24 protein-coding genes are annotated in these 22755 nt (G+C 71.6%); 15 read left to right on the plus strand and 9 right to left on the minus strand.

All coding sequences use genetic code 11. The annotated features are described in order from the left end of the window. The first annotated feature begins 64 nt into the window (after window positions 1-64). The 3 genes from AERO9AM_RS06500 to AERO9AM_RS06510 all read left to right on the plus strand — a co-directional run bounded on the left by AERO9AM_RS06500 (window position 65) and on the right by AERO9AM_RS06510 (window position 3285). Window positions 65-1315 (plus strand): alanine racemase, encoded by a 1251-nt coding sequence (locus AERO9AM_RS06500; RefSeq protein WP_442923253.1) that lies wholly within the window; start codon window positions 65-67, stop codon window positions 1313-1315. Then, window positions 1312-2625, plus strand: a complete 1314-nt coding sequence (locus AERO9AM_RS06505; protein WP_159575409.1) for a D-arabinono-1,4-lactone oxidase — start codon at window positions 1312-1314, stop codon at window positions 2623-2625. Before AERO9AM_RS06500 ends, AERO9AM_RS06505 begins: the two co-directional genes overlap by 4 nt. A gap of 81 nt (window positions 2626-2706) precedes the next feature. Further along, on the plus strand, window positions 2707-3285 hold the full coding sequence (locus AERO9AM_RS06510; RefSeq protein ID WP_159575410.1) for a LemA family protein: 579 nt from the start codon (window positions 2707-2709) through the stop codon (window positions 3283-3285). Window positions 3286-3390: 105 nt separating this feature from the next. Here AERO9AM_RS06510 and AERO9AM_RS06515 read toward each other — a convergent pair whose 3' ends face one another. Beyond that, window positions 3391-4707 carry a winged helix-turn-helix domain-containing protein gene (locus tag AERO9AM_RS06515; protein ID WP_236602513.1) on the minus strand — a complete coding sequence of 439 codons (1317 nt, stop codon included), beginning with the start codon at window positions 4705-4707 and terminating at the stop codon, window positions 3391-3393. A 109-nt stretch (window positions 4708-4816) separates the two neighbouring features. On the opposite strand from AERO9AM_RS06515, the gene AERO9AM_RS06520 reads away from it, so the two are divergent. Then, the gene (locus AERO9AM_RS06520; protein ID WP_159575412.1) at window positions 4817-6013 is read left to right on the plus strand and encodes an AI-2E family transporter; all 1197 of its coding nucleotides are present in this window, start codon (window positions 4817-4819) and stop codon (window positions 6011-6013) included. Further along, complete coding sequence (gene ilvA / locus AERO9AM_RS06525) at window positions 6010-7275, plus strand: threonine ammonia-lyase (protein ID WP_236602514.1); 1266 nt, start codon at window positions 6010-6012, stop codon at window positions 7273-7275. The genes AERO9AM_RS06520 and ilvA overlap by 4 nt, the downstream gene beginning before the upstream one ends. A 61-nt stretch (window positions 7276-7336) precedes the next feature. Here the strand turns inward: ilvA and greA are convergent, their stop codons facing one another. Then, the gene (greA, locus tag AERO9AM_RS06530) at window positions 7337-7825 is read right to left on the minus strand and encodes a transcription elongation factor GreA (RefSeq protein WP_159575413.1); all 489 of its coding nucleotides are present in this window, start codon (window positions 7823-7825) and stop codon (window positions 7337-7339) included. A gap of 88 nt (window positions 7826-7913) precedes the next feature. Further along, complete coding sequence (locus AERO9AM_RS06535; RefSeq protein WP_201298594.1) at window positions 7914-8300, minus strand: DUF4307 domain-containing protein; 387 nt, start codon at window positions 8298-8300, stop codon at window positions 7914-7916. Window positions 8301-8456: 156 nt separating this feature from the next. Here AERO9AM_RS06535 and AERO9AM_RS06540 point away from each other — a divergent pair, with 156 nt between their 5' ends. After that, window positions 8457-8720 carry a hypothetical protein gene (locus AERO9AM_RS06540; protein WP_159575415.1) on the plus strand — a complete coding sequence of 88 codons (264 nt, stop codon included), beginning with the start codon at window positions 8457-8459 and terminating at the stop codon, window positions 8718-8720. Window position 8721: 1 nt separating this feature from the next. Here AERO9AM_RS06540 and trhA read toward each other — a convergent pair whose 3' ends face one another. Further along, window positions 8722-9459: a PAQR family membrane homeostasis protein TrhA gene (gene trhA, locus AERO9AM_RS06545; protein WP_159575416.1), complete on the minus strand. Its 738-nt coding sequence runs from the start codon at window positions 9457-9459 to the stop codon at window positions 8722-8724. Between the two features lie 104 nt (window positions 9460-9563). Between trhA and AERO9AM_RS06550 the strand changes: the two genes are divergently transcribed. From AERO9AM_RS06550 to AERO9AM_RS06565, 4 genes are all read left to right on the plus strand, one after another. Next, window positions 9564-10349, plus strand: a complete 786-nt coding sequence (locus AERO9AM_RS06550; RefSeq protein WP_159575417.1) for an isoprenyl transferase — start codon at window positions 9564-9566, stop codon at window positions 10347-10349. 130 nt (window positions 10350-10479) lie between these two features. Further along, window positions 10480-11595: an aminotransferase class V-fold PLP-dependent enzyme gene (locus tag AERO9AM_RS06555; RefSeq protein ID WP_159575418.1), complete on the plus strand. Its 1116-nt coding sequence runs from the start codon at window positions 10480-10482 to the stop codon at window positions 11593-11595. Between the two features lie 262 nt (window positions 11596-11857). Beyond that, complete coding sequence (locus AERO9AM_RS06560) at window positions 11858-13144, plus strand: PhoH family protein (RefSeq protein WP_236602689.1); 1287 nt, start codon at window positions 11858-11860, stop codon at window positions 13142-13144. Window positions 13145-13272: 128 nt separating this feature from the next. After that, on the plus strand, window positions 13273-13686 hold the full coding sequence (locus AERO9AM_RS06565; protein ID WP_159575420.1) for an ASCH domain-containing protein: 414 nt from the start codon (window positions 13273-13275) through the stop codon (window positions 13684-13686). Window positions 13687-13795: 109 nt separating this feature from the next. Here the strand turns inward: AERO9AM_RS06565 and AERO9AM_RS06570 are convergent, their stop codons facing one another. Genes AERO9AM_RS06570 through xseA form a run of 5 tightly spaced genes read right to left on the minus strand, consistent with a single transcriptional unit; the run spans window position 13796 to window position 18139 of the window. Beyond that, entirely contained in the window at window positions 13796-15190 is a 1395-nt protein-coding gene (locus AERO9AM_RS06570; protein WP_159575421.1) for a class II fumarate hydratase, read from the minus strand. Between the two features lie 41 nt (window positions 15191-15231). Further along, complete coding sequence (locus tag AERO9AM_RS06575; protein ID WP_159575422.1) at window positions 15232-15882, minus strand: carbonic anhydrase; 651 nt, start codon at window positions 15880-15882, stop codon at window positions 15232-15234. After that, complete coding sequence (locus AERO9AM_RS06580) at window positions 15879-16532, minus strand: DUF4245 family protein (RefSeq protein WP_159575423.1); 654 nt, start codon at window positions 16530-16532, stop codon at window positions 15879-15881. The genes AERO9AM_RS06575 and AERO9AM_RS06580 overlap by 4 nt, the downstream gene beginning before the upstream one ends. Continuing rightward, window positions 16529-16792, minus strand: coding sequence for an exodeoxyribonuclease VII small subunit (locus AERO9AM_RS06585; RefSeq protein WP_159577410.1), 264 nt, complete (start codon window positions 16790-16792; stop codon window positions 16529-16531). Before AERO9AM_RS06585 ends, AERO9AM_RS06580 begins: the two co-directional genes overlap by 4 nt. A 15-nt stretch (window positions 16793-16807) precedes the next feature. After that, window positions 16808-18139 (minus strand): exodeoxyribonuclease VII large subunit, encoded by a 1332-nt coding sequence (gene xseA / locus AERO9AM_RS06590; protein ID WP_159575424.1) that lies wholly within the window; start codon window positions 18137-18139, stop codon window positions 16808-16810. Window positions 18140-18358: 219 nt separating this feature from the next. Here xseA and AERO9AM_RS06595 point away from each other — a divergent pair, with 219 nt between their 5' ends. The 5 genes from AERO9AM_RS06595 (at window position 18359) to AERO9AM_RS06615 (ending at window position 22673) form a co-directional block, all read left to right on the plus strand. Beyond that, window positions 18359-19375, plus strand: a complete 1017-nt coding sequence (locus AERO9AM_RS06595) for a 4-hydroxy-3-methylbut-2-enyl diphosphate reductase (RefSeq protein ID WP_159577411.1) — start codon at window positions 18359-18361, stop codon at window positions 19373-19375. Window positions 19376-19429: 54 nt separating this feature from the next. Beyond that, window positions 19430-20197: an IclR family transcriptional regulator gene (locus AERO9AM_RS06600; RefSeq protein ID WP_159575425.1), complete on the plus strand. Its 768-nt coding sequence runs from the start codon at window positions 19430-19432 to the stop codon at window positions 20195-20197. A gap of 189 nt (window positions 20198-20386) precedes the next feature. Continuing rightward, a complete protein-coding gene (locus AERO9AM_RS06605; RefSeq protein ID WP_159575426.1) occupies window positions 20387-21394 on the plus strand; it encodes a thiamine pyrophosphate-dependent dehydrogenase E1 component subunit alpha in 1008 nt (335 codons plus the stop codon). Beyond that, window positions 21391-22446, plus strand: coding sequence for an alpha-ketoacid dehydrogenase subunit beta (locus AERO9AM_RS06610; RefSeq protein ID WP_159575427.1), 1056 nt, complete (start codon window positions 21391-21393; stop codon window positions 22444-22446). Before AERO9AM_RS06605 ends, AERO9AM_RS06610 begins: the two co-directional genes overlap by 4 nt. Further along, window positions 22443-22673, plus strand: a complete 231-nt coding sequence (locus AERO9AM_RS06615; RefSeq protein ID WP_159575428.1) for a lipoyl domain-containing protein — start codon at window positions 22443-22445, stop codon at window positions 22671-22673. Before AERO9AM_RS06610 ends, AERO9AM_RS06615 begins: the two co-directional genes overlap by 4 nt. Window positions 22674-22755 lie beyond the last annotated feature (82 nt).

Below are 22755 nucleotides of genomic sequence, written 5' to 3' on the forward strand. Positions count from 1 at the left end.
TTCCCCCGAGCCTAGCGAGCGCAGCACCCGCGCGATGTTGACTTCGAGCCAATAGGGTGGACTCGTGCTCGAGCTCATCGCCGATCAGGGCAGCGTCGCCGTGCCCACCCGTCGCCGCGCCCAGCCCTGGGACGATCCGGCGCGGTGGTGGACGCGGCTCACCGAGGCGACCGCGCATCTGCCCGCGCCCGTCGCGGTGATCGATCTCGAGGCACTGCGCTTCAACGCGATGGACATGGTGGTGCGCACGGGCGGCAGGCCGATCCGGATCGCGACGAAGTCCGTGCGCGTGCGCGAGGTGATCGACGCCGCGCTGCGGGTCCCCGGCTATCGCGGACTGCTCGCCTTCACGCTCGCGGAGGCCCTCTGGCTGGCCGAGGACCACGATGACATCGTGCTGGCCTATCCGACGGCCGACCGGCCGGGCCTGCAGCGGCTGCTCGCGGACGAGGGCGCCTGCGCGCGGATCACGCTCGTGGTCGACGACGAGTCGCAGCTCGACCTCATCGACGCGGTCGCCGCTCCCTCCCGCCGTCCGCGCGTGCGCATCGCGGTCGACGCCGACGCGTCCTGGCGCGCTCCGGGGCTCGGCCACATCGGCGTCTTCCGCTCGCCGCTGCACACCCCGGAGGAGGTGGCGCGCTTCGCCCGACGCGCCGCCGAGCGGGACGGCTTCCACCTCGTCGGCCTCCAGATGTACGAGGCGCAGATCGCCGGTCAGGGCGACGACACCGGCAGCGGCGACACCGTGATCCGCACGGTGCAGGCGCAGTCCCGCCAGGAGCTGCGGGAGCGGCGCGCCCGCATCGTCGAGGCCGTGCAGGCGATCGTGCCGCTCGAGTTCGTCACCGGCGGCGGCACGGGATCGCTCGAGTACACCGGATCCGATCCGGCCCTCACCGAGATCACCGCGGGCAGCGGCCTGCTCGCAGGGCACCTGTTCGACGGCTACCGCTCCTTCGCCCCCGCGCCGGCGAGCGCCTTCGCCTTCGACGTCGTGCGGCGCCCGGCGTCCGACATCGCGACGATCCTCGGCGGCGGCTGGATCGCGTCCGGGCCCGCCGTCGCCTCTCGGCAGCCGCGACCGGTGTGGCCGCAGGGCCTGCAGACCGCGCCACGGGAGGCCGCGGGCGAGGTGCAGACCCCGCTGCGCGGCGCCGCCGCCCGCACGCTCCGGGTCGGGGACCGCGTCTGGCTGCGTCATGCGAAGAGCGGCGAGCCCGCCGAGCGGATCCTCGGCTACCACCTCGTCGACGGTGACCGCGTCGTCGGCGAACTGCCCACGTATCGCGGCGAAGGGAAGGCGTTCCTGTGACACGACCGGGGGAGACCTGGCACAACTGGGGCCGCTCGGCCTCGATCCGGCCGCTCCGCGTGGAGCGCCCGCGCTCTCCGGAGGGTGTGCAGCGCGCGGTGCTGGCCGCCGCGGCGCACGGTCTCCGGATCAAGGCGGTCGGCGCCGGGCACAGCTTCACCGGCGTGGCCGTGGCACCTGACGTGCTGCTCGAGCTCGACGATCTGCAGGGGCTGGTGTCGGTCGACGAGGCCCGGGGGCGGGCCACCCTCCTCGCGGGCACTCGGCTGCATCGCATCCCCGCGCTGCTCGCCCCGTTCGGACTCGCGATGGAGAACCTCGGCGACATCGACCGCCAGTCGATCTCCGGCGCGATCTCCACCGGCACGCACGGCACCGGTGCCGCGTTCCGCGGCCTGGCGGCGCAGGTCGTCGGGGCGACGCTCATCACCGCCGCGGGGGAGTTCCTGCGGGTCGACGAGGCGGAGAACGCCGAGCTGCTGCCGGCGATCGCGCTGGGTCTCGGCGCCCTGGGGATCCTGGTCGAGGTCACGCTGCAGTGCGTGCCCGCGTTCGTCATGCACGCCGTGGACGCGCCTGCGCCGCTGGACGAGGTGCTGGAGACGGTGCACGAGCGCGTCTCGGACGCGGATCACTTCGAGTTCTACTGGTTCCCGCACACCGACGTCGCCCTCACCAAGACCACCGAGCGGCTGCCGGAGTCGGCGGTGCGGCGGCCGCTGCCGAAAGTGGGGAAGTGGATCGACGAGACCCTGCTCTCCAACGGCGTCTATCGCGTGGTGTGCGCAGCAGGCGTCGCCATGCCGTCGATCACTGCGCCGTTCAGCCGGCTCGCGGTGAAGCTCACCGGCGACCGGGAGTACACCGATCTCTCGCATCGCGTGCTCACCCAGAGCCGGACGGTGCGCTTCCGCGAGATGGAGTACGCCCTGCCGCAGGATCAGATCGTGCCGGTGTTCCGCGCGGTCCAGGCGCTCATCGCGAAGCGCGGCTGGCGCATCGAGTTCCCGATCGAGGTGCGCTTCGCCGCCGCCGACGATCGCTGGTTCTCCACGGCGCATGAGCGCGCATCCGCGTACATCGCCGTGCACCGGTACTGGCGGCATGACCCTCGCGAGTACTTCGACGCGGTCGAGGCGATCTGCCTCGCGCACGGCGGGCGCCCGCACTGGGGCAAGCTGCACTCGCTGGACGCGGAGCGCCTCCGGGAGCGCTATCCGAGGTTCGAGGACTTCGTCGCACTACGCGATCGAATGGATCCGGAACGTCGGTTCGGCAACCGGTATCTCGAGCGCGTCCTCGGCGCCTGACCGTTCCCTGGCAGCCCGGCGCACACGGAGGATGCCGGGATAGGATGGGCCGAAACCGCGTCTGCTAGGGGGTCGTCGTCCGTGGATGTTCTTGTTCCAGTCCTCGTCGTCGTCGGAGTGATCGTCGTTCTGATCGTCGCCGTCGGCATCTATCTGTGGGCTACGTACAACTCGCTCGTGCAGTTGGGGGTCCGCGTCGACGAGGCGTGGAGCGACATCACCGTGCAGCTCAAGCGACGAGCGGATCTGATCCCGAACCTCATCGACACGGTGAAGGGGTATGCGGCTCATGAGAAGGCCGTGTTCGAGAACGTCACGCGTGCCCGCGCGGAGACCCTGTCCGCCTCGACGCCGGCCGAGGCGGGTGCCGCGGAGGGGCATCTGCAGCAGGCCCTGAAGAGCCTGTTCGCGGTCGCCGAGGCGTACCCGCAGCTGCAGGCGAGCCAGAACTTCCTTCAGCTGCAGTCCGCCCTGGTCGACACGGAGGACAAGATCCAGGCCTCCCGCCGGTTCTACAACGGCGGCGTGCGCGAGCTGAACACCAAGATCAAGGTGTTCCCGAACAACCTGTTCGCCCGCAACCTCGGTTTCACCGAGCGGGAGTTCTTCGAGGTGGCCGACGGCGCGGCGATCGCCGAGCCTCCCCGAGTCCAGTTCTGACACGGCCCGGATCAATGCGGCGCAGCCGCGTCGATGCGGGATCGTGTCAAGGTTGAGCGAGGACGCCGAAGGCGACCGAGTCGAAACCCGCTGAGGGAATCCCGGTCAGGAACCGACTCCCAGCGGCACCAGATCCGTGCGTCCCACGTCGTGCCGCTGCACGCGCTCGGGATGCGCGTCCAGCGCCGCGGCGAGCGCGCCGGACGCGTCGCCCCAGGCGGACACGGAGATGTGCTCCAGCCCCTGCCATACGGCCGCGGTGCGCAGCTCGGCGGCGATGCGCTCCACATCGGCCGCGGGCCGAGCGTGCGGCTCCCACCACGCCGACTGCACCCGCAGCGTGCCCGTCGCACGGTCCGCCTTCAGATCCACCCGCGCGGAGATCCGATCGCCGACCAGCACCGGCAGGGAGTAGTAGCCGTAGCGCCGCTTCTCGGCGGGCGTGTAGATCTCGATGCGGTAGTCGAGAGCGAACGCGCGCAGCGCCCGATCGCGGAACCACACCACCGGGTCGAAAGGCGTGAGGATCGCCGTCGCGTCGATGCGGCGGGGGAGGGCGGCCTCGACGTGGCGCCACGCCGGCACGGGGCGCCCGCCACGCTCCCAGCCGCGGACCTGCACCGGCTCCAGCTCACCGCGCTCGACGAGATCCGCGATCGCGGACAGCACCAGGGTGCGGTCCTTGATGCGGTAGTAGTCCGCGATGTCGGCCGCGGTCGCGACGCCGTGCGCCCGCGCGGCGCGGCGCACGAGCTCGCCGACCGCCGTGGCCCGGTCCAGGTCGCGCCCGAGCAGCTCGGCCGGCACCACATCCTCGGCGAGGGCGTACCGGCGCTCGAAGCCGTCGCGTCCCGCGATCGCCACGTCGCCGATGCGCCACAGGTACTCCAGGGCGTGCTTGACCTCATCCCATTCCCACCAGCCGCCGCGGCCACCGGGCGCGTCCCCGCGGATCTCCGCGGGGCGGGACGGACCCCGGTCGCGCAGCTCGGCGCGCACCCAGTCCAGTGTGCGCGCCGACGAGCTCTGCCCCCAGAACGCGCCGCGCTTGGCGCGGAAGGCGTCGCGGCGGAAGCCCCACAGCGGCCAGTCCTCGACGGGCAGGAACGTGGCCTCATGCGCGAGGTACTCGGTGTAGCGGCTCGAGCGCGCCGCGCTCGGACGGGACAGGAAGGCGCGCTCCAGCATCGCCGGGTCGTACGCGCCCAGGCGGGAGAACAGCGGCAGATAGTGCGACCGGGCGAATACGTTCACGGAGTCGATCTGCAGCACACCCATACGCGCCATCGCGGTGTGCAGGTGCCGCACTCCCGGTGCCGCCGGGCGCCGGCGCGAGAAGCCCTGCGCCGCGAGCGCGATCCGCCGTGCCTCGGCGGCGCTCAACGTGTCGACGGGGGAGGGAGCGGCCGGAGAACGAGTCACGTCGGCCAGCGTAACGACTGCCTCCGACACCGCGGCCCGTCGGCGCCCGCGCGCGGCGCGCGCCCGCAGCCGCGTCAGGACGCCCGTGCGGCGCCCGTAGACTGGGCCGATGAGTGAGAACAGCACACCCCGGCTGCGCGATCTCGTCCGGCAGCGCACCATCACGGGGCGCGTCGATGTGCGCGACGACGTGCAGCGCGCCCTGCCCCCCGGCCTGAAGATCGCCGCGGCGTACTCCTGGCGTTTCCTCGCGATCGCGGCCGCCCTCGGCGTCGTGATCTGGCTCGTGATGCTCTTCAAGATCCTGGTCATCCCGCTGATGATCGCCATCCTGCTCACGGCCCTGCTCTGGCCCGTGTTCAGCTCGATGCTGCGGGTGGGCTGGCCGCGCTGGCTCGCGATCGTCGTCGCGCTGATCGGCACCGTCGCGATCGTGGGAGGGCTGCTGTGGCTCGCGGTCTGGCAGATCACGCAGCAGTGGCACGGCGTGCAGGCGCGCACGGTCGGCGCCTGGGAGCAGCTGCAGCAGTTCCTCATCGACGGGCCGTTCCATCTCACCCGGGCGCAGATCACGGATCTGCTCGACCAGGGGGCGAAGTTCCTCAGCGAACAGGGCGAGCTGCTCAAGTCGGGCGCGATCGCGGTCGGCTCGACCTTCGGCCATGTCGCCACCGGCGCCGTGCTGACCCTGTTCATCCTGCTCTGCATGCTCGCCGACGGCGGCGGGATCTGGGCGTGGACCGTGAAGCTCTTCCCGCGGGACTCGCGCCGCGCCGTCGACGCCGCCGCGCGCAACGGCTGGGCGACCGTGATCAACTACGCCCGCACGCAGATGCTCGTGGCGTTCATCGACGCCCTCGGCATCGGCCTGGGCGCCTTCCTGCTCGGCGTGCCGCTCGCCGTCCCCGTCGCGGTGCTGGTGTTCCTCGGATCCTTCATCCCGATCGTCGGCGCGGTCGTCACGGGCGCGCTCGCGGTGTTCCTCGCGCTCGTCTACAACGGTCCGTGGATCGCCCTGTGGATGCTCGTCGTGGTGCTCGCCGTGCAGCAGATCGAGGGGCACATCCTGCAGCCGATCCTGATGGGGTCGGCGGTCAAGGTGCACCCGCTCGCGGTCGTGCTCGTCGTGGCCGGCGGTGCGCTGATCGCGGGCATCCCCGGCGCGCTGTTCGCGGTGCCGCTCGCGGCGTTCGTGAACGTGGCGGCCGTGACCATCAACTCCGGTGCCTGGCGCACCGGCGCCGATCCCGGCGGCGACTACATCTGGCGGACCGTGCCGCGGGCGCGGAGAAGGAGTGCGCGATGACGCAAGCGATGACGAATGAAACCACCCCTGCTTTCGCCGGGATCCCCACGCTCGCCGAGATCGAGCAGGCCGCCGCCGGGCTCGACGGCGTCATCGTGCGCACCCCGGCCCTGCCGTCCGTCGCCCTGACCAAGGTGCTCGGTTCGCCGGTGACGCTCAAGATGGAGAACCTGCAGCGCACCGGTTCGTTCAAGATCCGCGGCGCCGTGCACCGCCTCTCCCGGCTCACCGCGGAGGAGCGCGCCCGTGGCGTGGTCGGCGCCTCCGCCGGCAACCACGCCCAGGGCGTCGCGCTGGCCGCGCAGGCACTGGGCATCCCGGCGACGATCTTCATGCCCATGGGCGTGCCCGTGCCGAAGCTCCTCGCGACGCGGGGCTACGGCGCCGAGGTCGTGCTCGAGGGGGAGACCGTAGCGACCTCTCTGCGTCTGGCGGCCGAGTTCGCCGAGCGCACCGGCGCGGTCTTCATCCCGCCCTTCGACCATCGTGACATCGTCACCGGGCAGGCGACGCTCGGCCTCGAGCTCATGGAGGACGTGCCCGACGTCGAGACGATCCTCGTCGGCATCGGCGGTGGCGGCCTCATCGCCGGTGTGGCCGCGGCGGTGAAGGCCCGTGCCGCCGAGCAGGGCCGCACGGTGCGCATCATCGGCGTGCAGGCGGAGAACGCCGCCGCCATGGGCCCGTCGCTGGCGGCAGGGCACCCGGTCGAGATCGTCACGCAGCCCACGATCGCCGATGGCATCCTCGTGGCCCGCCCCGGCGACGTGCCCTTCGCGATGATCCAGGAACTCGTCGACGAGGTGGTGACCGTCAGCGACGACGACATCGCGCGGGCGCTGCTGCTGCTGCTGGAGCAGGCGAAGGTCGTCGTGGAACCGGCGGGTGCGGTCGGCGTGGCGGCGATCCTCGCCGGCAAGGTGAGCGGGACGGGCAGGACGCTCGCCGTGCTCTCCGGCGGCAACATCGATCCGCTGCTGCTGCAGCGGGTCGTCTCGCACGGTCTCGCCGCCTCCGGCCGCTACCTCACGCTGCGCATCCCGCTGCCCGACCGCCCCGGCCAGCTGGCCCGGGTGTCCGAGCTCATCGCGCACGCCGGCGCGAACGTGATCGAGGCGATGCACACGCGCCACGGCCACGGCCTGCAGATCAACGACGTGATCCTCGAGCTCAGCGTGGAGACCCGCGGCCCGGAGCACTCCCAGCTCACGCTGGACACGCTGCGCGCGGCCGGCTTCGAGCCGATGGTCGTCCAGGACTGACCGCAGACGACGAACCCGCCGGCCCTCGATGGCGCGGCGGGTTCGTCATCCGGGATGCGGGTCAGCCGACGAAGGTCTCCACCTTCAGGATCTCGACCTCGATCGAGCGGCCGTTCGGCGCCTCGTACGAGGTCTTGTCGCCGACCTTGAGGCCCTGGATCGCGGATCCGAGCGGGCTCGCCTCGCTGTACACGTCGAGATCGGTGCCGCCGGCGATCTCGCGGCTGCCGAGGAGGAAGACCTCCTCACCGCCGGCGACGGTAGCCGTGACGACCGTGCCGGGCTCGACGATGCCGCGGCTCGGCGGGGCCTCGCTGACCTTCGCCGTCTTCAGCAGCGTCTCCAGGGTGCGGATGCGCGCCTCGATCTTGCCCTGCTCGTCCTTGGCGGCGTGGTAGCCGCCGTTCTCCTTGAGGTCGCCCTCCTCGCGGGCGACCTCGATGCGCTTGGCGATCTCCTCGCGGCCGACCGTGGAGAGGTTCTCCAGCTCCGCGACAAGACGGTCGTACGCCTCCTGCGTCAGGAAGGGGACCTGTGCGTCGTTCGACACGGTGAACTCCTTGCGAATCGGATCCGGGAGGTCCCGGATATGCCAAGACGCCCCGGCACCTGCCGGGGCGTCGATCAACAGGACGAGCCTAGGACACCCAGCAGGAGTTCACCAAACCCGTCGTCGCGGCGGCGACGATCGGGACGTGCTCGGTGAACGCCCGCGTGTGCTTCTCGGAGGCGGGGTAGGAGACCAGGCGCCAGCCCACGATCCCGAACTCCTCGTCCTGCGCCTCCACGATGCAGTGCACCGGCCGGTTCGCCGGCGCGGAGATCTGGAAGGACACGGTGACGCTGTGCCTGTCGACGAGGTGGTAGCCGGTTCCCGTCACGTCGACGGTGTCGGCCGACCCCTGCCACGTCCACCAGCCGAACACGCCGACGACGACCGCCGCCGCGGCGATCGCGATGACCATCGGAAGACGACGGCGCGGTCCGCGGCCGTAGCGCTCGTCGAGCTGGGCGGGGGTCGTCACGGCGGGGTGCATCCGATCGTTAGGCTGGTGGTTCCAGGTTATCCCGCGCGCGGCCCTGCGCCCGACCGGCCGGACGACCCCGGTAGCCCACGGCGACGGCGGGCTCGACCCTGAAGGGCCCGCCGGCCCGGAGGGCTGAAGACGAAAGGCGATCCGATGCTCGACACGATCCTGGCTGCTGCGACGGCGACCCCCACTCCCACCCCGACGGTCGACCCGAACCTGGTCACGCCGGGCCCGGTGGGCTTCGTGATCGTGGCGGTGGTCGTCGTCTTCGTCGCGCTGCTCATCTGGGACATGCAGCGCCGCATCCGGCGGGTGCGGTACCGCGAGGAGGTCCGCGCCGAGCTCGACGCGGAAGAGGCCGCAGCGCGCGGTGAGAACGCACCGGACGCCGGCGAGGGCGACCCGAAGGCCTGACTCAGCCCGGAAGCCCCAGCGACGGGTGCAGCGGCGCCAGCGAGATCAGCAGGCACGCGGTCCAGTGGCTGAGGAACGCCAGCACCGTGCACACGTGGAAGATCTCGTGGAAGCCGAACCGCCCCGGCCAGGGGTTGGGCTTCTTCAGCGCGTAGACGATCGCACCGCCGGTGTAGAGCAGTCCGCCCACGCAGACCAGCACCATCATCGCGACGTTGGCGTTCACCAGATCCACGATGTACATGACGGCCGCCCAGCCGAGCAGCAGGTAGAGCGCGACGTACAGCCAGCGCGGGGCGTGGATCCAGAACACCCGGAACAGGATCCCCAGGATCGCACCCGACCACACCAGCGACAGCAGCAGCACGCCCTTCGCCGGCGGCAGCGCCAGCGTCGCGAGCGGGGTGTACGTGCCCGCGATCAGCAGCAGGATGTTGGCGTGGTCGATGCGCTTGAGCACCGCCTTGGTCTTCGGCTTCCAGTTGAAGCGGTGGTACAGGGCCGAGTTGCCGAACAGCAGCATCGAGGTCACCATGAACACCGCCGCGGCCCACTTCGCGACCCCGCCCTGGGCGAGCACGATGAGCACGATCCCGGCCGCGATCGCGACGGGGAAGGTGCCCGCGTGGATCCAGCCCCGCCAGGTCGGCTTGATGTCGATCTGTGCGTCGACGGCGGCCGCCTCGAGCAGAGGCAGCTGGGGCACTTCCGGTGCAGCGGTTCGGGTCGCTCTGCGCATGGTTGCACTCTAAGCCGCCGCGCATGCCGTACGCCGTACATACCCCGTGTGCGACATGGGAACGCGCTGATCGTGGGACGCCGCGCGCGCGGTAGCGTATTCACGTGAGCGCACGGTCCGATCAGTCAGGGAACGGCCCCCTCTATCGGCTGTACACCCGACGGCTGCGACGCAGGCTCGATCCGCAGTCGGTGCCGCATCACATCGCGATGATGATCGACGGCAACCGCCGATGGGCGCGGCAGCTCGGGTACGCCACCCCGGCGCACGGACACCGCGCCGGTGCGGCGAAGATGCGGGAGTTCCTGGGCTGGTGCGACGAGCTCGGCGTCGGCGTGGTGTCGCTGTATCTGCTCTCCGCCGACAACCTGCGCAAGCGCGACTCCGCCGAGCTCGCCGACCTCATCGAGATCATCGGCGAGCTCGCCGACGCGCTTTCCCACGAGGGGAACTGGCGCGTGAAGCACGTGGGACGCGCGGAGATCCTCCCGCCCGAGCTCGCGCGGGTGCTGGCCGAGGCCGAGGAGCGCACCCGCAGCCACACCGGCCTGCACGTGAACCTCGCGGTGGGCTACGGCGGACGCAACGAGATCGTCGACGCGGTGCGGTCGATCCTCGCCCAGCACGACGCCTCCGGCGGCACGATGGAGGACCTCGCCGCCCATCTCACCCCCGAGATGATCGGCGAGCACCTCTACACGGGCGGACAGCCGGATCCCGACCTCGTCATCCGCACCAGCGGCGAGCAGCGGCTCAGCGACTTCCTGCTCTGGCAGAGCGCGCACAGCGAGTTCTACTTCGTGGAGGCGCTGGGGCCGGATCTGCGTCAGGTCGACTTCCTGCGGGCGATCCGCGACTACGCCGACCGCGACCGCCGCTTCGGGCGCTGACCGCCGCCGCGGGCGGCTCGCCGCGTTGTCGTCGGTCGACGCGCCGTCGTGCGCCTTCCCTCCTCCGCCGTGCGAGCCACTCCGCCGGGGGCCGTCAGGGAAGCCGTCGGCCCCGTGTCAGACTGGCGGGATGCGCGCGATCGACGAGTACACGGCCACGTTCGGCGAGGATGCGGGGTATCTGAACTGGGCGGCGTTCGGGCCGATATCCCCGGCGGCGACGACCGCCCTGCACGACACGGCCGCGCTCCTCGCGACCGGACGGGCCGACGACATCGGCGCCGCGTCCGGCAACGACGACGCCGCGCGGCGCGACGTGGCGGCTCTGCTCGACGCCGACGCGGACGAGGTGACCCTGCACCCGTCGTCCACGCACGCGCTGCAGCAGGCGCTCGCCGGGCTGGACGGCATCGTCATCGCATCGGCAGCGGAGTTCCCCAGTGTCACGATCACCCTCGAGCGCGCCGCGTCCGCATCCGCGGGGCGGCTCGCGCCGCGGTGGATCTCGCCCGCCGGCACCCGGGTGACGCCGGAGGCCGTCGTCGCGGCACTGGATCCCGCCGTCAGCGCCCTCGTCGTCAGCCACGTGGACTTCCGCTCCGGCTACCGAGCCGACCTGGAGGCCTTGCGCGAGGCGCTCGGTCCCGAGCGGCTCCTGATCGTCGACGCCGTGCAGTCGTTCGGCGTGGTGGACGAGGACTGGACGGCCGCCGACGTCGTCGTCGGGCACGGCTACAAGTGGCTGCGCGCCGGCCGGGGGAGCGGCTTCGCGCGCTTCACCGCACAGGCCCGCGAGAGGATCCGCCCCGTGCTGAGCGGGCGGATCGCGACGGCCGCCGCGGGCCTGCCCGCCGACGCCCTGCCCGAGCCGGCTCCGTCCGGGCAGGCCTACGCCGTCAGCGCGGCGGATCCGCTCGCCTCGGCACAGCTCGCCGCGGCGGCCGCGGAAATCCGGGCGGTGGGCGTCGCGGACGTCGCCGCGGTGCTGGCCGAGCGCGTCGACGCGGTGCTGGACATCGCCGACCGGCATCGGATCCCGGTGACCTCGCCGCGGGAGGCGGCGCGGCGCGCCGGGATCGTGGTGCTGGCACCGACGGACCCCGAGCGCGTCGGCGCGGCGCTCGCCGCCTCCGGGATCGCCGTCACCGTGCGAGACGGAGCAGTGCGCGTCTCCCCGCACGCGGGGACGTCGGCGGACACCCTCGGCATGCTCGACGAAGCGCTCACGGGCGTCGTGAACAGTTAACACGGACTTAACCTTCAACCAGGCGTGTCGGAGGTGCGCCGGGACGTCGGGGAGTCGTACGTTCATGGCATCGGACACGGCGTCCGATCGAGTCGGCCTCAAGGATCGCGACTCGTGGCCCTGGTCGACTCGCCTAGCACCGGGAACTTTCCCGGGTCGGGAGAGGGTTGTGGCCGCACGTACCGCACTGAAGAGCAGCACCCGCACCAGCGCCGCCGGCGAAACGGCAGGATCTCGGGGAGGTGCAACGCCCGACCAGGATCTGAAGACGTACGTGCTCGACACGTCCGTGCTGCTGTCGGATCCGCAGGCGTTCTTCCGCTTCGCCGAGCACTCCATCGTCCTGCCGGTCGTCGTGATCGGAGAGCTGGAGGGCAAACGTCACGATCCCGAGCTCGGCTACTTCGCCCGGCGCGCGCTGCGCCACCTCGACGAGCTGCGCGTCGAGCACGGCCGGCTCGACTTCCCGGTCCCGATCGGCGACGGCGGCACGCTGCGCGTCGAGCTGAACAACACCGACCTCTCGGTGCTGCCCAGCGGCATCCGACTGGGCGACAACGACAGCCGGATCCTCGCCGTCGCGATGCACCTCGCGGGGGACGGGCAGGACGTCACGGTGGTCTCCAAGGACCTCCCGATGCGGGTCAAGGCGGCCTCGCTGGGCATCAACGCCGAGGAGTACCTCGCCGAGCAGGCCGTGGACTCCGGCTGGACCGGGATCAGCTCGATCTCGCTCTCCGGCGACGAGATGAGCGACCTGTACGAGAGCGAGGTCGGCACGAGCGAGGAGGCGATCGGCCTCCCCGTCAACACGGGTCTCATCATCCACTCCGAGCGGGGATCGGCCCTCGGCCGCGTCACGGGCGACGGCGAGTACGCCCTGGTCCGCGGGGACCGCGAGGTGTTCGGCCTGCATGGACGCTCCGCCGAGCAGCGCATCGCCATCGACCTGCTCCTGGATCCGGACTTGGGCATCGTCTCGCTCGGCGGCCGTGCGGGCACCGGCAAGTCGGCGCTCGCGCTGTGCGCGGGGCTCGAGGCGGTGCTGGAGCGCCAGCAGCAGAAGAAGATCATCGTGTTCCGCCCGCTGTTCGCCGTCGGCGGCCAGGAACTCGGGTACCTGCCGGGCGACAAGGACGAGAAGATGAGCCCGTGGGGACAGGCGGTGTTCGACACGCTCGGCTCCGTGGTCTCCGGCAACGTCATGGACGAGGTCGTCGAGCGCGGCATGCTCGAGGTGCTGCCGCTCACCCACATCCGCGGGCGCTCGCTGCACGACGCGTTCGTGATCGTGGACGAGGCGCAGTCCCTGGAGCGCAACGTGCTGCTCACGGTGCTGAGCCGGATGGGCCAGAACTCCCGCGTCGTCCTCACGCACGACGTGGGCCAGCGGGACAACCTGCGCGTCGGCCGCCACGACGGCATCGCCAGCGTCATCGAGACCCTGAAGGGCCACAACCTCTTCGGGCACGTGACGCTGCAGCGCTCGGAGCGCTCCGCGATCGCCGCCCTCGTCACCGAGCTGCTGGAGGGCGGAGAGCTCAGCTGACGCCAGGGCGCGGGCCCTTCGACGGGCGCGACGCCTGCAGGAGCCGGTGACGGATGCCAGACCGATCCGTCGTCTCGGCCCTGCAGGCGTCGCACGGTCCTGCATCCATCGCCGCATACGCTGAGGGGATGACCGAAAAGCTGCCCGTCTCCGAGTACGGCTTTCCCGGCCCGTTGCGCGACGCGCTCGTCGCGGCGATCATCGCGGGGGAGAAGACCTCCACGACGAGCCTGCTCTGCGACTACGAGCGCGAGGGCGAGCCCCTTCCCGAGGTCGGCGACCGCGCCGTCGTGATCAACTCCGCAGGGGATCCGGTCGGCATCGAGCAGATCAGCGAGGTGCGGATCGTCCGCATCGGCGACGTCGATCTCGAGCACGCGCTCGCGGAAGGAGAGGGTTTCGCATCCGTCGCCGAGTGGCGTGCGGGACACGAGGGCTTCTGGCACGGATCCGAGTACCGGGACCACGTCGGGGACCCGGCGTTCTGCGTGACGGATGACACCCTCGCGGTGCTCGTGCGGTTCCGGTTCGAGCCGGTCTAGGAGGGCGCGGCGTCAGCGCAGCGTGAGCAGCGTCGGGGACGCCTGCAGGACAGCCGAAACGACGGATGCCGCGCCCCCAGGGGACGCGGCATCCGTGCGAGCGGGGATATCAGCCGGCGTGCGTCATCGACAGCAGGTCGAGCTTGGCGTCGAGGTCCTCGAGGGTGATCTCGCCGCGCTCCACGTAGCCGAGGTCGATCACAGCGTCGCGGACGGTGATGCCCTTGGCGACGGCGTGCTTGGCGATCTTCGCGGCGGCCTCGTAGCCGATGACCTTGTTCAGCGGCGTGACGATCGACGGGCTCATGCCGGCGAACGCCGCGGCGCGCTCGAGGTTCGCCTGCAGGCCGTCCACGGTCTTGTCGGCGAGCACGCGGACGGCGTTGGAGAGCAGTCGGATCGACTCGAGCAGCGCGGTTCCCATGACGGGGATCGCCACGTTCAGCTCGAACGAGCCGGAGGCGCCGGCCCAGGCGACCGTCGCGTCGTTGCCGATCACGCGCGCGCACACCATGAGCACGGCCTCGGGGACGACCGGGTTGACCTTGCCCGGCATGATCGACGAGCCCGGCTGCAGGTCGGGGATGTGCAGCTCGCCGAGACCGGTGTTGGGGCCCGAGCCCATCCAGCGCAGGTCGTTGTTGATCTTGGTCAGCGAGACCGCGATGGTGCGCAGCGCACCGGACGCCTCGACGAGGCCGTCGCGGTTCGCCTGGGCCTCGAAGTGGTCCTTGGCCTCGGTGATCGGCAGCTCGGTCTCCGCGGCGAGCAGCGCGATGACCTTCTGCGGGAAGCCGAGCGGCGTGTTGATGCCGGTGCCGACCGCGGTGCCGCCGAGCGGGACCTCTGCGACGCGGGGGAGGGCGGCCTGCACGCGCTCGATGCCGAGGCGGATCTGGCGGGCGTAGCCGCCGAACTCCTGGCCCAGGGTGACCGGGGTCGCGTCCATGAGGTGCGTGCGCCCGGACTTCACCGCGTCCTTCCACAGCTCCGCCTTGGCCTCGAGGGCGACGGCGAGGTGGTCGAGCGCCGGGATCAGGGTGTCGATCAGGGCCTGGGTCACGGCGATGTGCACCGAGGTCGGGAACACGTCGTTCGACGACTGCGAGGCGTTCACGTGGTCGTTCGGGTGCACCGTCGCCCCGAGGATCCGCGTCGCGAGGGTCGCGAGCACCTCGTTCATGTTCATGTTCGACGACGTACCGGATCCGGTCTGGTACGTGTCGACCGGGAACTCGCCGTCGTGCTTGCCTGCTGCGACCTCGTCGGCGGCCTGGGCGATGGCGTCGGCGATCGCGCCGTCGAGCGTGCCGAGCTCCTTGTTGGCGAGGGCGGCGGCCTTCTTGATCCGCGCCAGCGCGGCGATCTGCGCCGACTCCAGGCCCTTGCCGGAGATCGGGAAGTTCTCCACCGCGCGCTGGGTCTGCGCCCCGTAGAGCGCGTTCACGGGCACGCGCACCTCGCCCATGGTGTCGTGCTCGACGCGGTATTCGATGTCGGTCACTGCTGTTCCTCCAGATGTGACGGGATGATGTGGGGGGATGTTCAGGGGGCGTCGTTCAGGCCCGCAGTGACGACGGGCACGGCCGTGCCCTCGTTCAGGCGGTAGTTGGCGCCGACGATGCCGAGACGGCCGTCCGCCACGGCCTGGGCGATCAGCTCCGAGGACTGCAGCAGGTCGCGCACGGTGTTGCGCAGGTGCTCCTGGCCGACGAGGTCGGGATCGATGTCGGCCACGGTGGATCCGCCCTGCTCGGCCAGGACCTTGCGTGCGGCCGGGACGATCGGGGCGACGAGCTTCCAGATGTGCGGCGGGAGCGGGGCCGCGTCGATCGCGGTGCCGTCGATGGCTGCGCGCACCGCGCCGCAGCTGTCGTGCGCGAGGACGACGATGAGCGGCACGCCGAGGACGGCGACGGCGTACTCCAGGCTGGCCACGATCGACTCGCCGATGACCTGCCCGGCGTTGCGCACCACGAACAGATCGCCGAGGCCCTTGTCGAAGATGATCTCGGCGGCCAGGCGCGAGTCGGAGCAGCCGAACAGGGTGGCCATCGGGGCCTGCCCGTCGACCAGTTCGTGGCGCTTGCCGACGTCCTGGTTGGGGTGCTCGGGCGTTCCGGCGACGAAGCGCCGGTTGCCTTCGACCATGAGCCGCCAGGCCTCGTCCGGGGTCAGGGTGGTGTTGTCGGTCATCGTCCGCCTTCGAGGTCGTCGATCTGGGGGCTGATCTTCGCGACCAGTTCGGCGGTGCCGGCCTTGCCGAGGGCGCCGTAGACGAGGACGTAGTCCTTGCCGATCTGGGTGCCGAGGGCGTAGTCGATGTTCGCCGACTGGTCGGGGTGGGGGAAGACGTACTCATCCCACGTGCGCGCCCCGATCTTCACGACGCCCTCCGGCGCCGTGCCGCGCAGGGGGGTGAGGGCCCAGTCCGCGTCGGCGTCGAACGCCTGCGCGATGTGGGCGTAGCCGCGGGCGTCGTCGGCCTGAGGCGCCACCGTGATGTCCCACACGACGGGCTTGCCGTCGATGAGCACGGCCTTGTTAACCCGCCAGTTGTTCGGCGGCTTCGGCAGCAGGACGGGACGGTTCAGAGTGCTCTCGGCGTTCTTCGCCGCCGCGGGGAGGTCGACCGCGTTGGCGCCCGTGAAGTCGCCCCGGGGCACGATGAGCACGATGAGCAGCACGACGCCGACGGTCGCGATCAAGGCGGCGATGAGGCCGCGGAAGGTCTGGCTGGACCGATAAGCGGCGGAGGAGGCGGCCTTGCGGTCGGCGGTCTCCTGAGGCGTCTCCGGCCGTCCGAGCTCCGCGACCACGGGCGGCTGTTTCGGGGCGCGGCTCATCGCTCGTCCTCTTCGTTCTCGACGCGCGAACGGGCGGAGTCGAGACGACGCTTGGCGCCGAGGAGCCACTCCTCGCAGCGTGCGGCGAGGGCTTCCCCGCGCTCCCACAGGGTGAGCGACTGCTCCAGCGTCGGCGCGCCCTGCTCGAGCTCGGCGACGACGCGCACCAGTTCGTCCCTGGCCTGCTCGAAGCTGAGCGACGCGGGATCGGCGACGGTCGGCGCAGAGGTCCCTGCGGAGGCGGACGGCTCGTTCGACACAGTCACGCCCCCATCCTACCGGCGCTCATCCGGCGCCCCGCCCGGTGCGACTGAGCCCGCACCGGCCGTGCCGGGATCGGGCGACTCCGCGATCTCGCCCTCCGACAGCGCTCGCAGCGACCCGCGGTCCACCGTCACCGTCAGCACGGTGCCGGCCGGCGCGTCGGCGGCGTCGCGCACGATCCGGCCGTCGTCGCGGTGCGCGATGGCGTAGCCGCGGGCGAGGGTCGCGGCGGGGGAGAGCGCGCGCAGCGAGGCGCGCAGCTCCGCCGTGCGGCGCGCGGCGGCGTCGACCGTGCGGCCGAGCGCATCGCGGGACCGGGCCGCGAGCAGCCACACCTCCTGGGCGCGACGCTCGATGAGCGGATCCGGATCGCGCAGCACCGGCCGCGAGCGCAGTTGCTCGAGCTGGGCGATGTCGTGCGCGACCCGCTGCGACACCCGGGTGGTCGCCCTCGCCCGCAGCTGGGCGACGAGCGCGCGCTGCTCGTTCACGTCCGGCACCACGCGCTTGGCGGCGTCGGTCGGGGTGGACGCGCGCAGGTCGGCGACGTCGTCCAGCAGCGGATGGTCGTTCTCGTGCCCGATGGCGCTCACCACCGGCGTGGTCGCGGCGGCGACCGCCTGCACGAGGCGCTCGTCGCTGAAGCCCAGCAGGGTCTGCGGATCGCCGCCGCCGCGGGCGATGATGATCACGTCGACGTCAGGATCCGCGTCCAGCCGCTTGAGCGCGGCGAGCGTCTCGGGCACGCAGCGGTCGCCCTGCACGGCGGCGTGCACGGTGCGGAAGCGCACCTGCGGCCAGCGCAGCTCGGCGTTGCGGTGCACGTCCTTCTCGGCGTCGGAGTTCTCGCCGGTGATGAGCCCGATCACGTGCGGCAGGAACGGCAGCGGCTTCTTGCGGGAGGCGTCGAACAGGCCCTCCTGGCGCAGCTGCACGCGCAGCCGCTCCAGCCGCTCGAGCTGGTCGCCGAGGCCGACGTGCTTCATCGCCGAGACCGTGAAGCTGAAGTCGCCTGCCTTGACGAAGTAGTCGGCCTTGACGGCGGCGACGACGTGGTCGCCGACGGCGAGGTCGGCAGGGATCCGCGCGCGCACGCTCGACCAGATCCGGATCGAGATCTGCGCATCGGAGCGGGTGTCCTTGAGCCGGGCGAAGACGTTGCCGGCACGCAGGTTCCAGCTGGTGATCTCGCCCTCGACCCACACCGTGCCCCACTGGGCGACGAAGTCGCGGATGGTTGCGTTCAGCCGGGCGATCGAGGTCGGCGCATCGGCCGTGGAGTCACGCGGGGAGACGGCATCGGCCGGCGGGGTCTCGCCGGCGACTGCGTGGAAGACGGTCATCGCATCCTGTCGATCGGGCCGCGCGCACGGGCGCAGCCGCCCCCTGCCAGGGAGCGGAGAGGGCGGGTTCAGGATAACTCGGGCCCCCGACGCCGTGCGGGCGGGGCGGACGGGTCGGGCCGTCCCGGCCTCCTGCCAGGAGGCGCAGATAGAATCGAGGGCGTGAGTTCACCCGTCGCGCTGCCCGTGCCGCAGATCCCCCGTCGCCGTCCCGAGGGCGTGCGCGAGCCCCTGCAGGACCGTCCGGTCGACGGCGCCAAGCGCGTGCTGCTCGCGGCTCCGCGCGGATACTGCGCCGGGGTCGACCGTGCCGTGGTCGCCGTGGAGAAGGCGCTGCAGCGCTACGGCGCCCCCGTGTACGTGCGCAAGCAGATCGTGCACAACATCCACGTGGTGACCGAGCTCGAGGCGCAGGGCGCGATCTTCGTCGACGAGGTGGACGAGATCCCCGAGGGCTCGCATGTCGTCTTCAGCGCGCACGGCGTCTCCCCGATGGTGGTCTCCGCGGCGGAGGACCGCCACCTGCACGCGATCGACGCCACCTGCCCGCTGGTGACGAAGGTGCACCGCGAGGCCGTGCGCTTCGCCCGCGACGACTACGAGATCCTGCTCATCGGCCACGACGGGCATGAGGAGGTCGAGGGCACCGCCGGCGAGGCGCCGGACCACGTGACCGTGGTGAACTCCCCGGCCGAGGCCGACACGGTCGAGGTGCGCGACCCCAGCAAGGTCGTCTGGCTGTCGCAGACCACGCTGTCCGTCGACGAGACCATGGAGACCGTGAACCGGCTGCGCACGCGGTTCCCCGAGCTGCAGGATCCGCCCTCCGACGACATCTGCTACGCCACGCAGAACCGTCAGGTCGCGATCAAGAAGGTCGCGGCCGAGGCGGATCTGGTGATCGTGGTCGGATCCGCGAACTCGTCCAACAGCGTGCGCCTGGTCGAGGTCGCGCGCGAGTACGGCGCCAAGGCCGCCTACCGCGTGGACTACGCCGACGAGGTGCGCCAGGAGTGGCTCGACGGCGTGGCGACGGTGGGCGTGACCAGCGGCGCCTCCGTGCCGGAGGTGCTGGTGCAGGAGGTGCTGGCCGCGCTCGCCGAGGCCGGCTACGGCGATGTCGAGGAGGTGCGCACGGCCGAGGAGGACCTGATGTTCTCGCTGCCGAAGGAGCTGCGCCAGGACGTCTCCGGGCAGCGCGACGAGCGCGCTCTGGGCGGGCGCACCTCGCGCTGAGCAGGGCCGCCGCCGCGGTATCCTGACCGGGAACGGGTGGACGAAGGCGGCACCATGCAACGCGAGCAGACGCTGATCGGGTCGGTCCAGCGCGCCCTGTCGCTGGTCGACATCGTCGCGAACTCGGCGCGCCCGGTGCCCGCCAAGAGCCTCGCCGCCGCCTCCGGGCTGACCCTCGGCACGACGTACAACCTCGTGCGCACGCTGGTGCACGAGGGCTACCTGCAGACCGAGCCCGACGGACTCGTGCTGGGTCCGCGGTTCCCCGGCTTCAGCGCGGAGCGCGACGGGCGCGGCGTGTTCCTCGCCCGCGTCAGGGCCGCCCTGAACGAGGCGACCGACCAGCTCGGCGTCACCGCGTACCTCTCCCGGTACAGCGACGGCGAGGTGCACCTCATCGACATCGTGGACGCGCGGCGCAGCCCCCGCGTGGAGCTGTGGGTGGGCCTGCAGGACAGTGCGCACGCCACCGCCCTGGGCAAGCAGATCCTCACCGAGCTGCCGCGCGAGCAGCGCCTCGACTACCTGGCCCGCCATCCGCTGGGCGAGCTCACGCCGCACACCATCAGCGACCGGCGCGCCCTGCTGACGCAGCTCGAGCATCCGCGGGACTGGACGCTGGAGCGCGAGGAGTACGCCATCGGGCACACCTGCGTGGCCGTGCCTGTCAGCGCGCCGGGGGTGACCGCCTCGCTCGCGGTCTCCGTGCCGACGGACCGGCGGGACGTGCAGATCGACGATCTCGCCCGCCGGCTCGGCGTGATCGCGGGCCGGCTCTCGCTGCAGCTGGGCGCGGACCGCTTCGGCCAGTTCCAGGTCTGACCCGCGGCGACGGCTGATCCGGGACGACGGCGGGCCCTCTGCCGCCGTCGACAACCCCGGCGATTTCAGCATCTGAAACGCCTTCAGCATGTGAAAACGCGGCACTGCCGCGGCCCCGGCGCCCTGCCTACCGTGTGATCCAAGACCCCTGGGGCCTCGACGGCGAGGTCCCGACCCGAGGAGGAGATCATGGTCGATCGATCCACGCTCACGGATCCGGAACGCGTCGCGCTGTATCGCACGATGGTGCTGATCCGCACCTACGAGGAGGCGATCCTGCGCGAGTACCACGCGGACAAGTCGCCCGGCTTCGACATCGGCGCGGGCCTGGTGCCCGGAGAGATGCACCTGTCTGCGGGGCAGGAGCCCGTGGCCGCCGGCATCGGCGCGCACCTCAGCGCCGATGACGCGCTCACCGCCACGCACCGCCCGCACCACGTCGCGATCGCGCACGGCATCGACCTGCGCGCGATGACCGCGGAGATCTTCGGGCGGGAGACCGGCCTCGGCCGGGGCCGCGGCGGGCACATGCACCTCTTCGACCCCGCCACGCACTTCTCCTGCTCCGGCATCATCGCCGAGGGCCTGCCGCCCGCTCTCGGCCAGGCGTTCGCGTTCCAGCGCGCCGGATCCGACCGCGTCGCCGTGGCGGTCACCGGCGAGGGCGCGGCGAACCAGGGCGCTTTCCACGAATCGCTCAACCTGGCCGCGCTGTGGCAGCTCCCCGTCGTCTTCGTCGTCGAGGACAACGACTGGGGCATCTCCGTGCCGCGCGCGGCGTCGACGTCGGTCGCCTCGAACGCCGACCGTGCCGCCGCGTACGGCATGCCGGGCGTGCGCGTCGAGGACAACTCCGTCGAGGGCGTGTGGCAGGCGGTCGGCGAGGCCGTCGGCCGGGCGCGCGCCGGCGACGGGCCGAGCCTCATCGAGGTGCACACGCTGCGGCTCTGGGGCCACTTCGAAGGGGACGCGCAGGGGTACCGCAGCGACCTCGAGGGCGTGCCCGGACGGGATCCCATCCCCACCTACCGCGACGCGCTGCTCGCCGGCGGCGCGCTCACCGAGGCCGACGCGACGGCGATCTCGGCGGCCGCGGTCGACCGCGTCGAGGACGCGATCGCCTACGCCAAGTCCTCTCCCATCCCCGACCCCGCCGACGCCCTCGCCTACGTCTTCGCCGAAGGAGCACGCTCATGAGCACCACCATCGATCTGCCCGCGACCCTGCCCGTCGAGCCGGAGCCGGGGCGGCGCAAGCTGTCCACGGCGAAGGCGGTGTCCGAGGCCATCGCCCAGCAGATGCGCACCGACGACGGCGTCTTCGTGATGGGGGAGGACGTCGGCGCCTATGGCGGCATCTTCTCCGCGACGACGGGGCTGCTCGACGAGTTCGGCCCCCGCCGCGTGCTGGACACGCCGATCTCCGAGACGGCGTTCATCGGGCTCGGCATCGGTGCGGCCGTGGAGGGGATGCGGCCGGTCGTCGAGCTCATGTTCGTCGACTTCTTCGGCGTCTGCATGGATCAGATCTACAACCACATGGCGAAGATCCACTTCGAGTCCGGCGGCAACGTGAAGGTGCCGATGGTGCTGATGAGCGCGACGGGCGGCGGCTACTCGGACGGATCCCAGCACTCGCAGAACCTGTGGGGGACGTTCGCGCATCTTCCCGGCATGAAGGTCGTCGTCCCGTCCAACCCGTACGACGCGAAGGGGCTCATGACCGCCGCGATCCGCTCGGACGACCCGGTCGTCTACCTGTTCCACAAGGGCGTGATGGGGCTCGGCTGGATGAAGAAGAACCCGCGCTCGATCGGCGCCGTGCCCGAGGAGGCCTACGAGGTGCCGATCGGCAAGGCGCGGGTGGCGCGGGAGGGCAGCGACGTGACGATCGTCACGCTGTCGCTCTCGGTGCACCACAGCCTCGACGTGGCGGACAAGCTCGCCGCGGAGGGCATCGACGTCGAGGTCATCGACCTGCGCAGCCTGGTGCCGCTCGACCGCGACGCGATCCTCGCCTCGGTGTCCAAGACGGGCCGGCTGATCGTCGTCGACGAGGACTACCAGTCCTTCGGCGTCAGCGGCGAGGTGATCGCCTCGGTCGTGGAGCGCGATCCGGCCGTCCTGAAGCACGTCTCCCGGGTGGCCGTGCCCGACGTGCCGATCCCGTACGCGAGCGTGCTCGAGTACGCGGTGCTGCCCACGCCCGCTCGCATCGAGGCGGCCGTCCGAGAGGCGATGGCGTCATGACCGAGGTGACCTTCCCGGAGATGTCCGCCGAGGCCGGTGCGACCGGGGTGATCGTCACGTGGTTCGCATCCGAGGGGGAGCAGGTCCAGGCCGACGACCTCATCGCCGAGGTCGCGATGGACAAGGTCGACATGGAGATCCACGCCGAGGAGTCGGGGATCCTGCGCATCGTGGTCCCCGAGGAGACCGAGGTCGCGCAGGGCAGTGTGATCGCGCGGATCGAATGACGGGTCCGGATCCCGCCCGATCAACCCCGGCGGGGCCTCGCGAGCCGTGCTCCCACGACGCTCCGAGGCCCCGCCGGTACCA

Origin of the sequence: Microbacterium sp. 8M (assembly GCF_902506375.1) — a bacterium.
GTDB lineage: Bacteria > Actinomycetota > Actinomycetes > Actinomycetales > Microbacteriaceae > Microbacterium.

Excerpts from the sequence above, each read along its gene's own strand:
- trhA (WP_159575416.1), bottom strand. The coding sequence starts at position 9,459 with ATGCGCAGAGCGACCCGAACCGCTGCACCGGAAGTGCCCCAGCTGCCT.
- xseA (WP_159575424.1), bottom strand. The coding sequence starts at position 18,139 with ATGACCGTCTTCCACGCAGTCGCCGGCGAGACCCCGCCGGCCGATGCC.
- ilvA (WP_236602514.1), top strand. The coding sequence starts at position 6,010 with ATGACGCAAGCGATGACGAATGAAACCACCCCTGCTTTCGCCGGGATC.
- AERO9AM_RS06540 (WP_159575415.1), top strand. The coding sequence starts at position 8,457 with ATGCTCGACACGATCCTGGCTGCTGCGACGGCGACCCCCACTCCCACC.
- AERO9AM_RS06565 (WP_159575420.1), top strand. The coding sequence starts at position 13,273 with ATGACCGAAAAGCTGCCCGTCTCCGAGTACGGCTTTCCCGGCCCGTTG.
- AERO9AM_RS06610 (WP_159575427.1), top strand. The coding sequence starts at position 21,391 with ATGAGCACCACCATCGATCTGCCCGCGACCCTGCCCGTCGAGCCGGAG.
- AERO9AM_RS06605 (WP_159575426.1), top strand. The coding sequence starts at position 20,387 with ATGGTCGATCGATCCACGCTCACGGATCCGGAACGCGTCGCGCTGTAT.
- AERO9AM_RS06555 (WP_159575418.1), top strand. The coding sequence starts at position 10,480 with ATGCGCGCGATCGACGAGTACACGGCCACGTTCGGCGAGGATGCGGGG.
- AERO9AM_RS06520 (WP_159575412.1), top strand. The coding sequence starts at position 4,817 with ATGAGTGAGAACAGCACACCCCGGCTGCGCGATCTCGTCCGGCAGCGC.
- AERO9AM_RS06575 (WP_159575422.1), bottom strand. The coding sequence starts at position 15,882 with ATGACCGACAACACCACCCTGACCCCGGACGAGGCCTGGCGGCTCATG.
- AERO9AM_RS06580 (WP_159575423.1), bottom strand. The coding sequence starts at position 16,532 with ATGAGCCGCGCCCCGAAACAGCCGCCCGTGGTCGCGGAGCTCGGACGG.
- AERO9AM_RS06600 (WP_159575425.1), top strand. The coding sequence starts at position 19,430 with ATGCAACGCGAGCAGACGCTGATCGGGTCGGTCCAGCGCGCCCTGTCG.
- AERO9AM_RS06615 (WP_159575428.1), top strand. The coding sequence starts at position 22,443 with ATGACCGAGGTGACCTTCCCGGAGATGTCCGCCGAGGCCGGTGCGACC.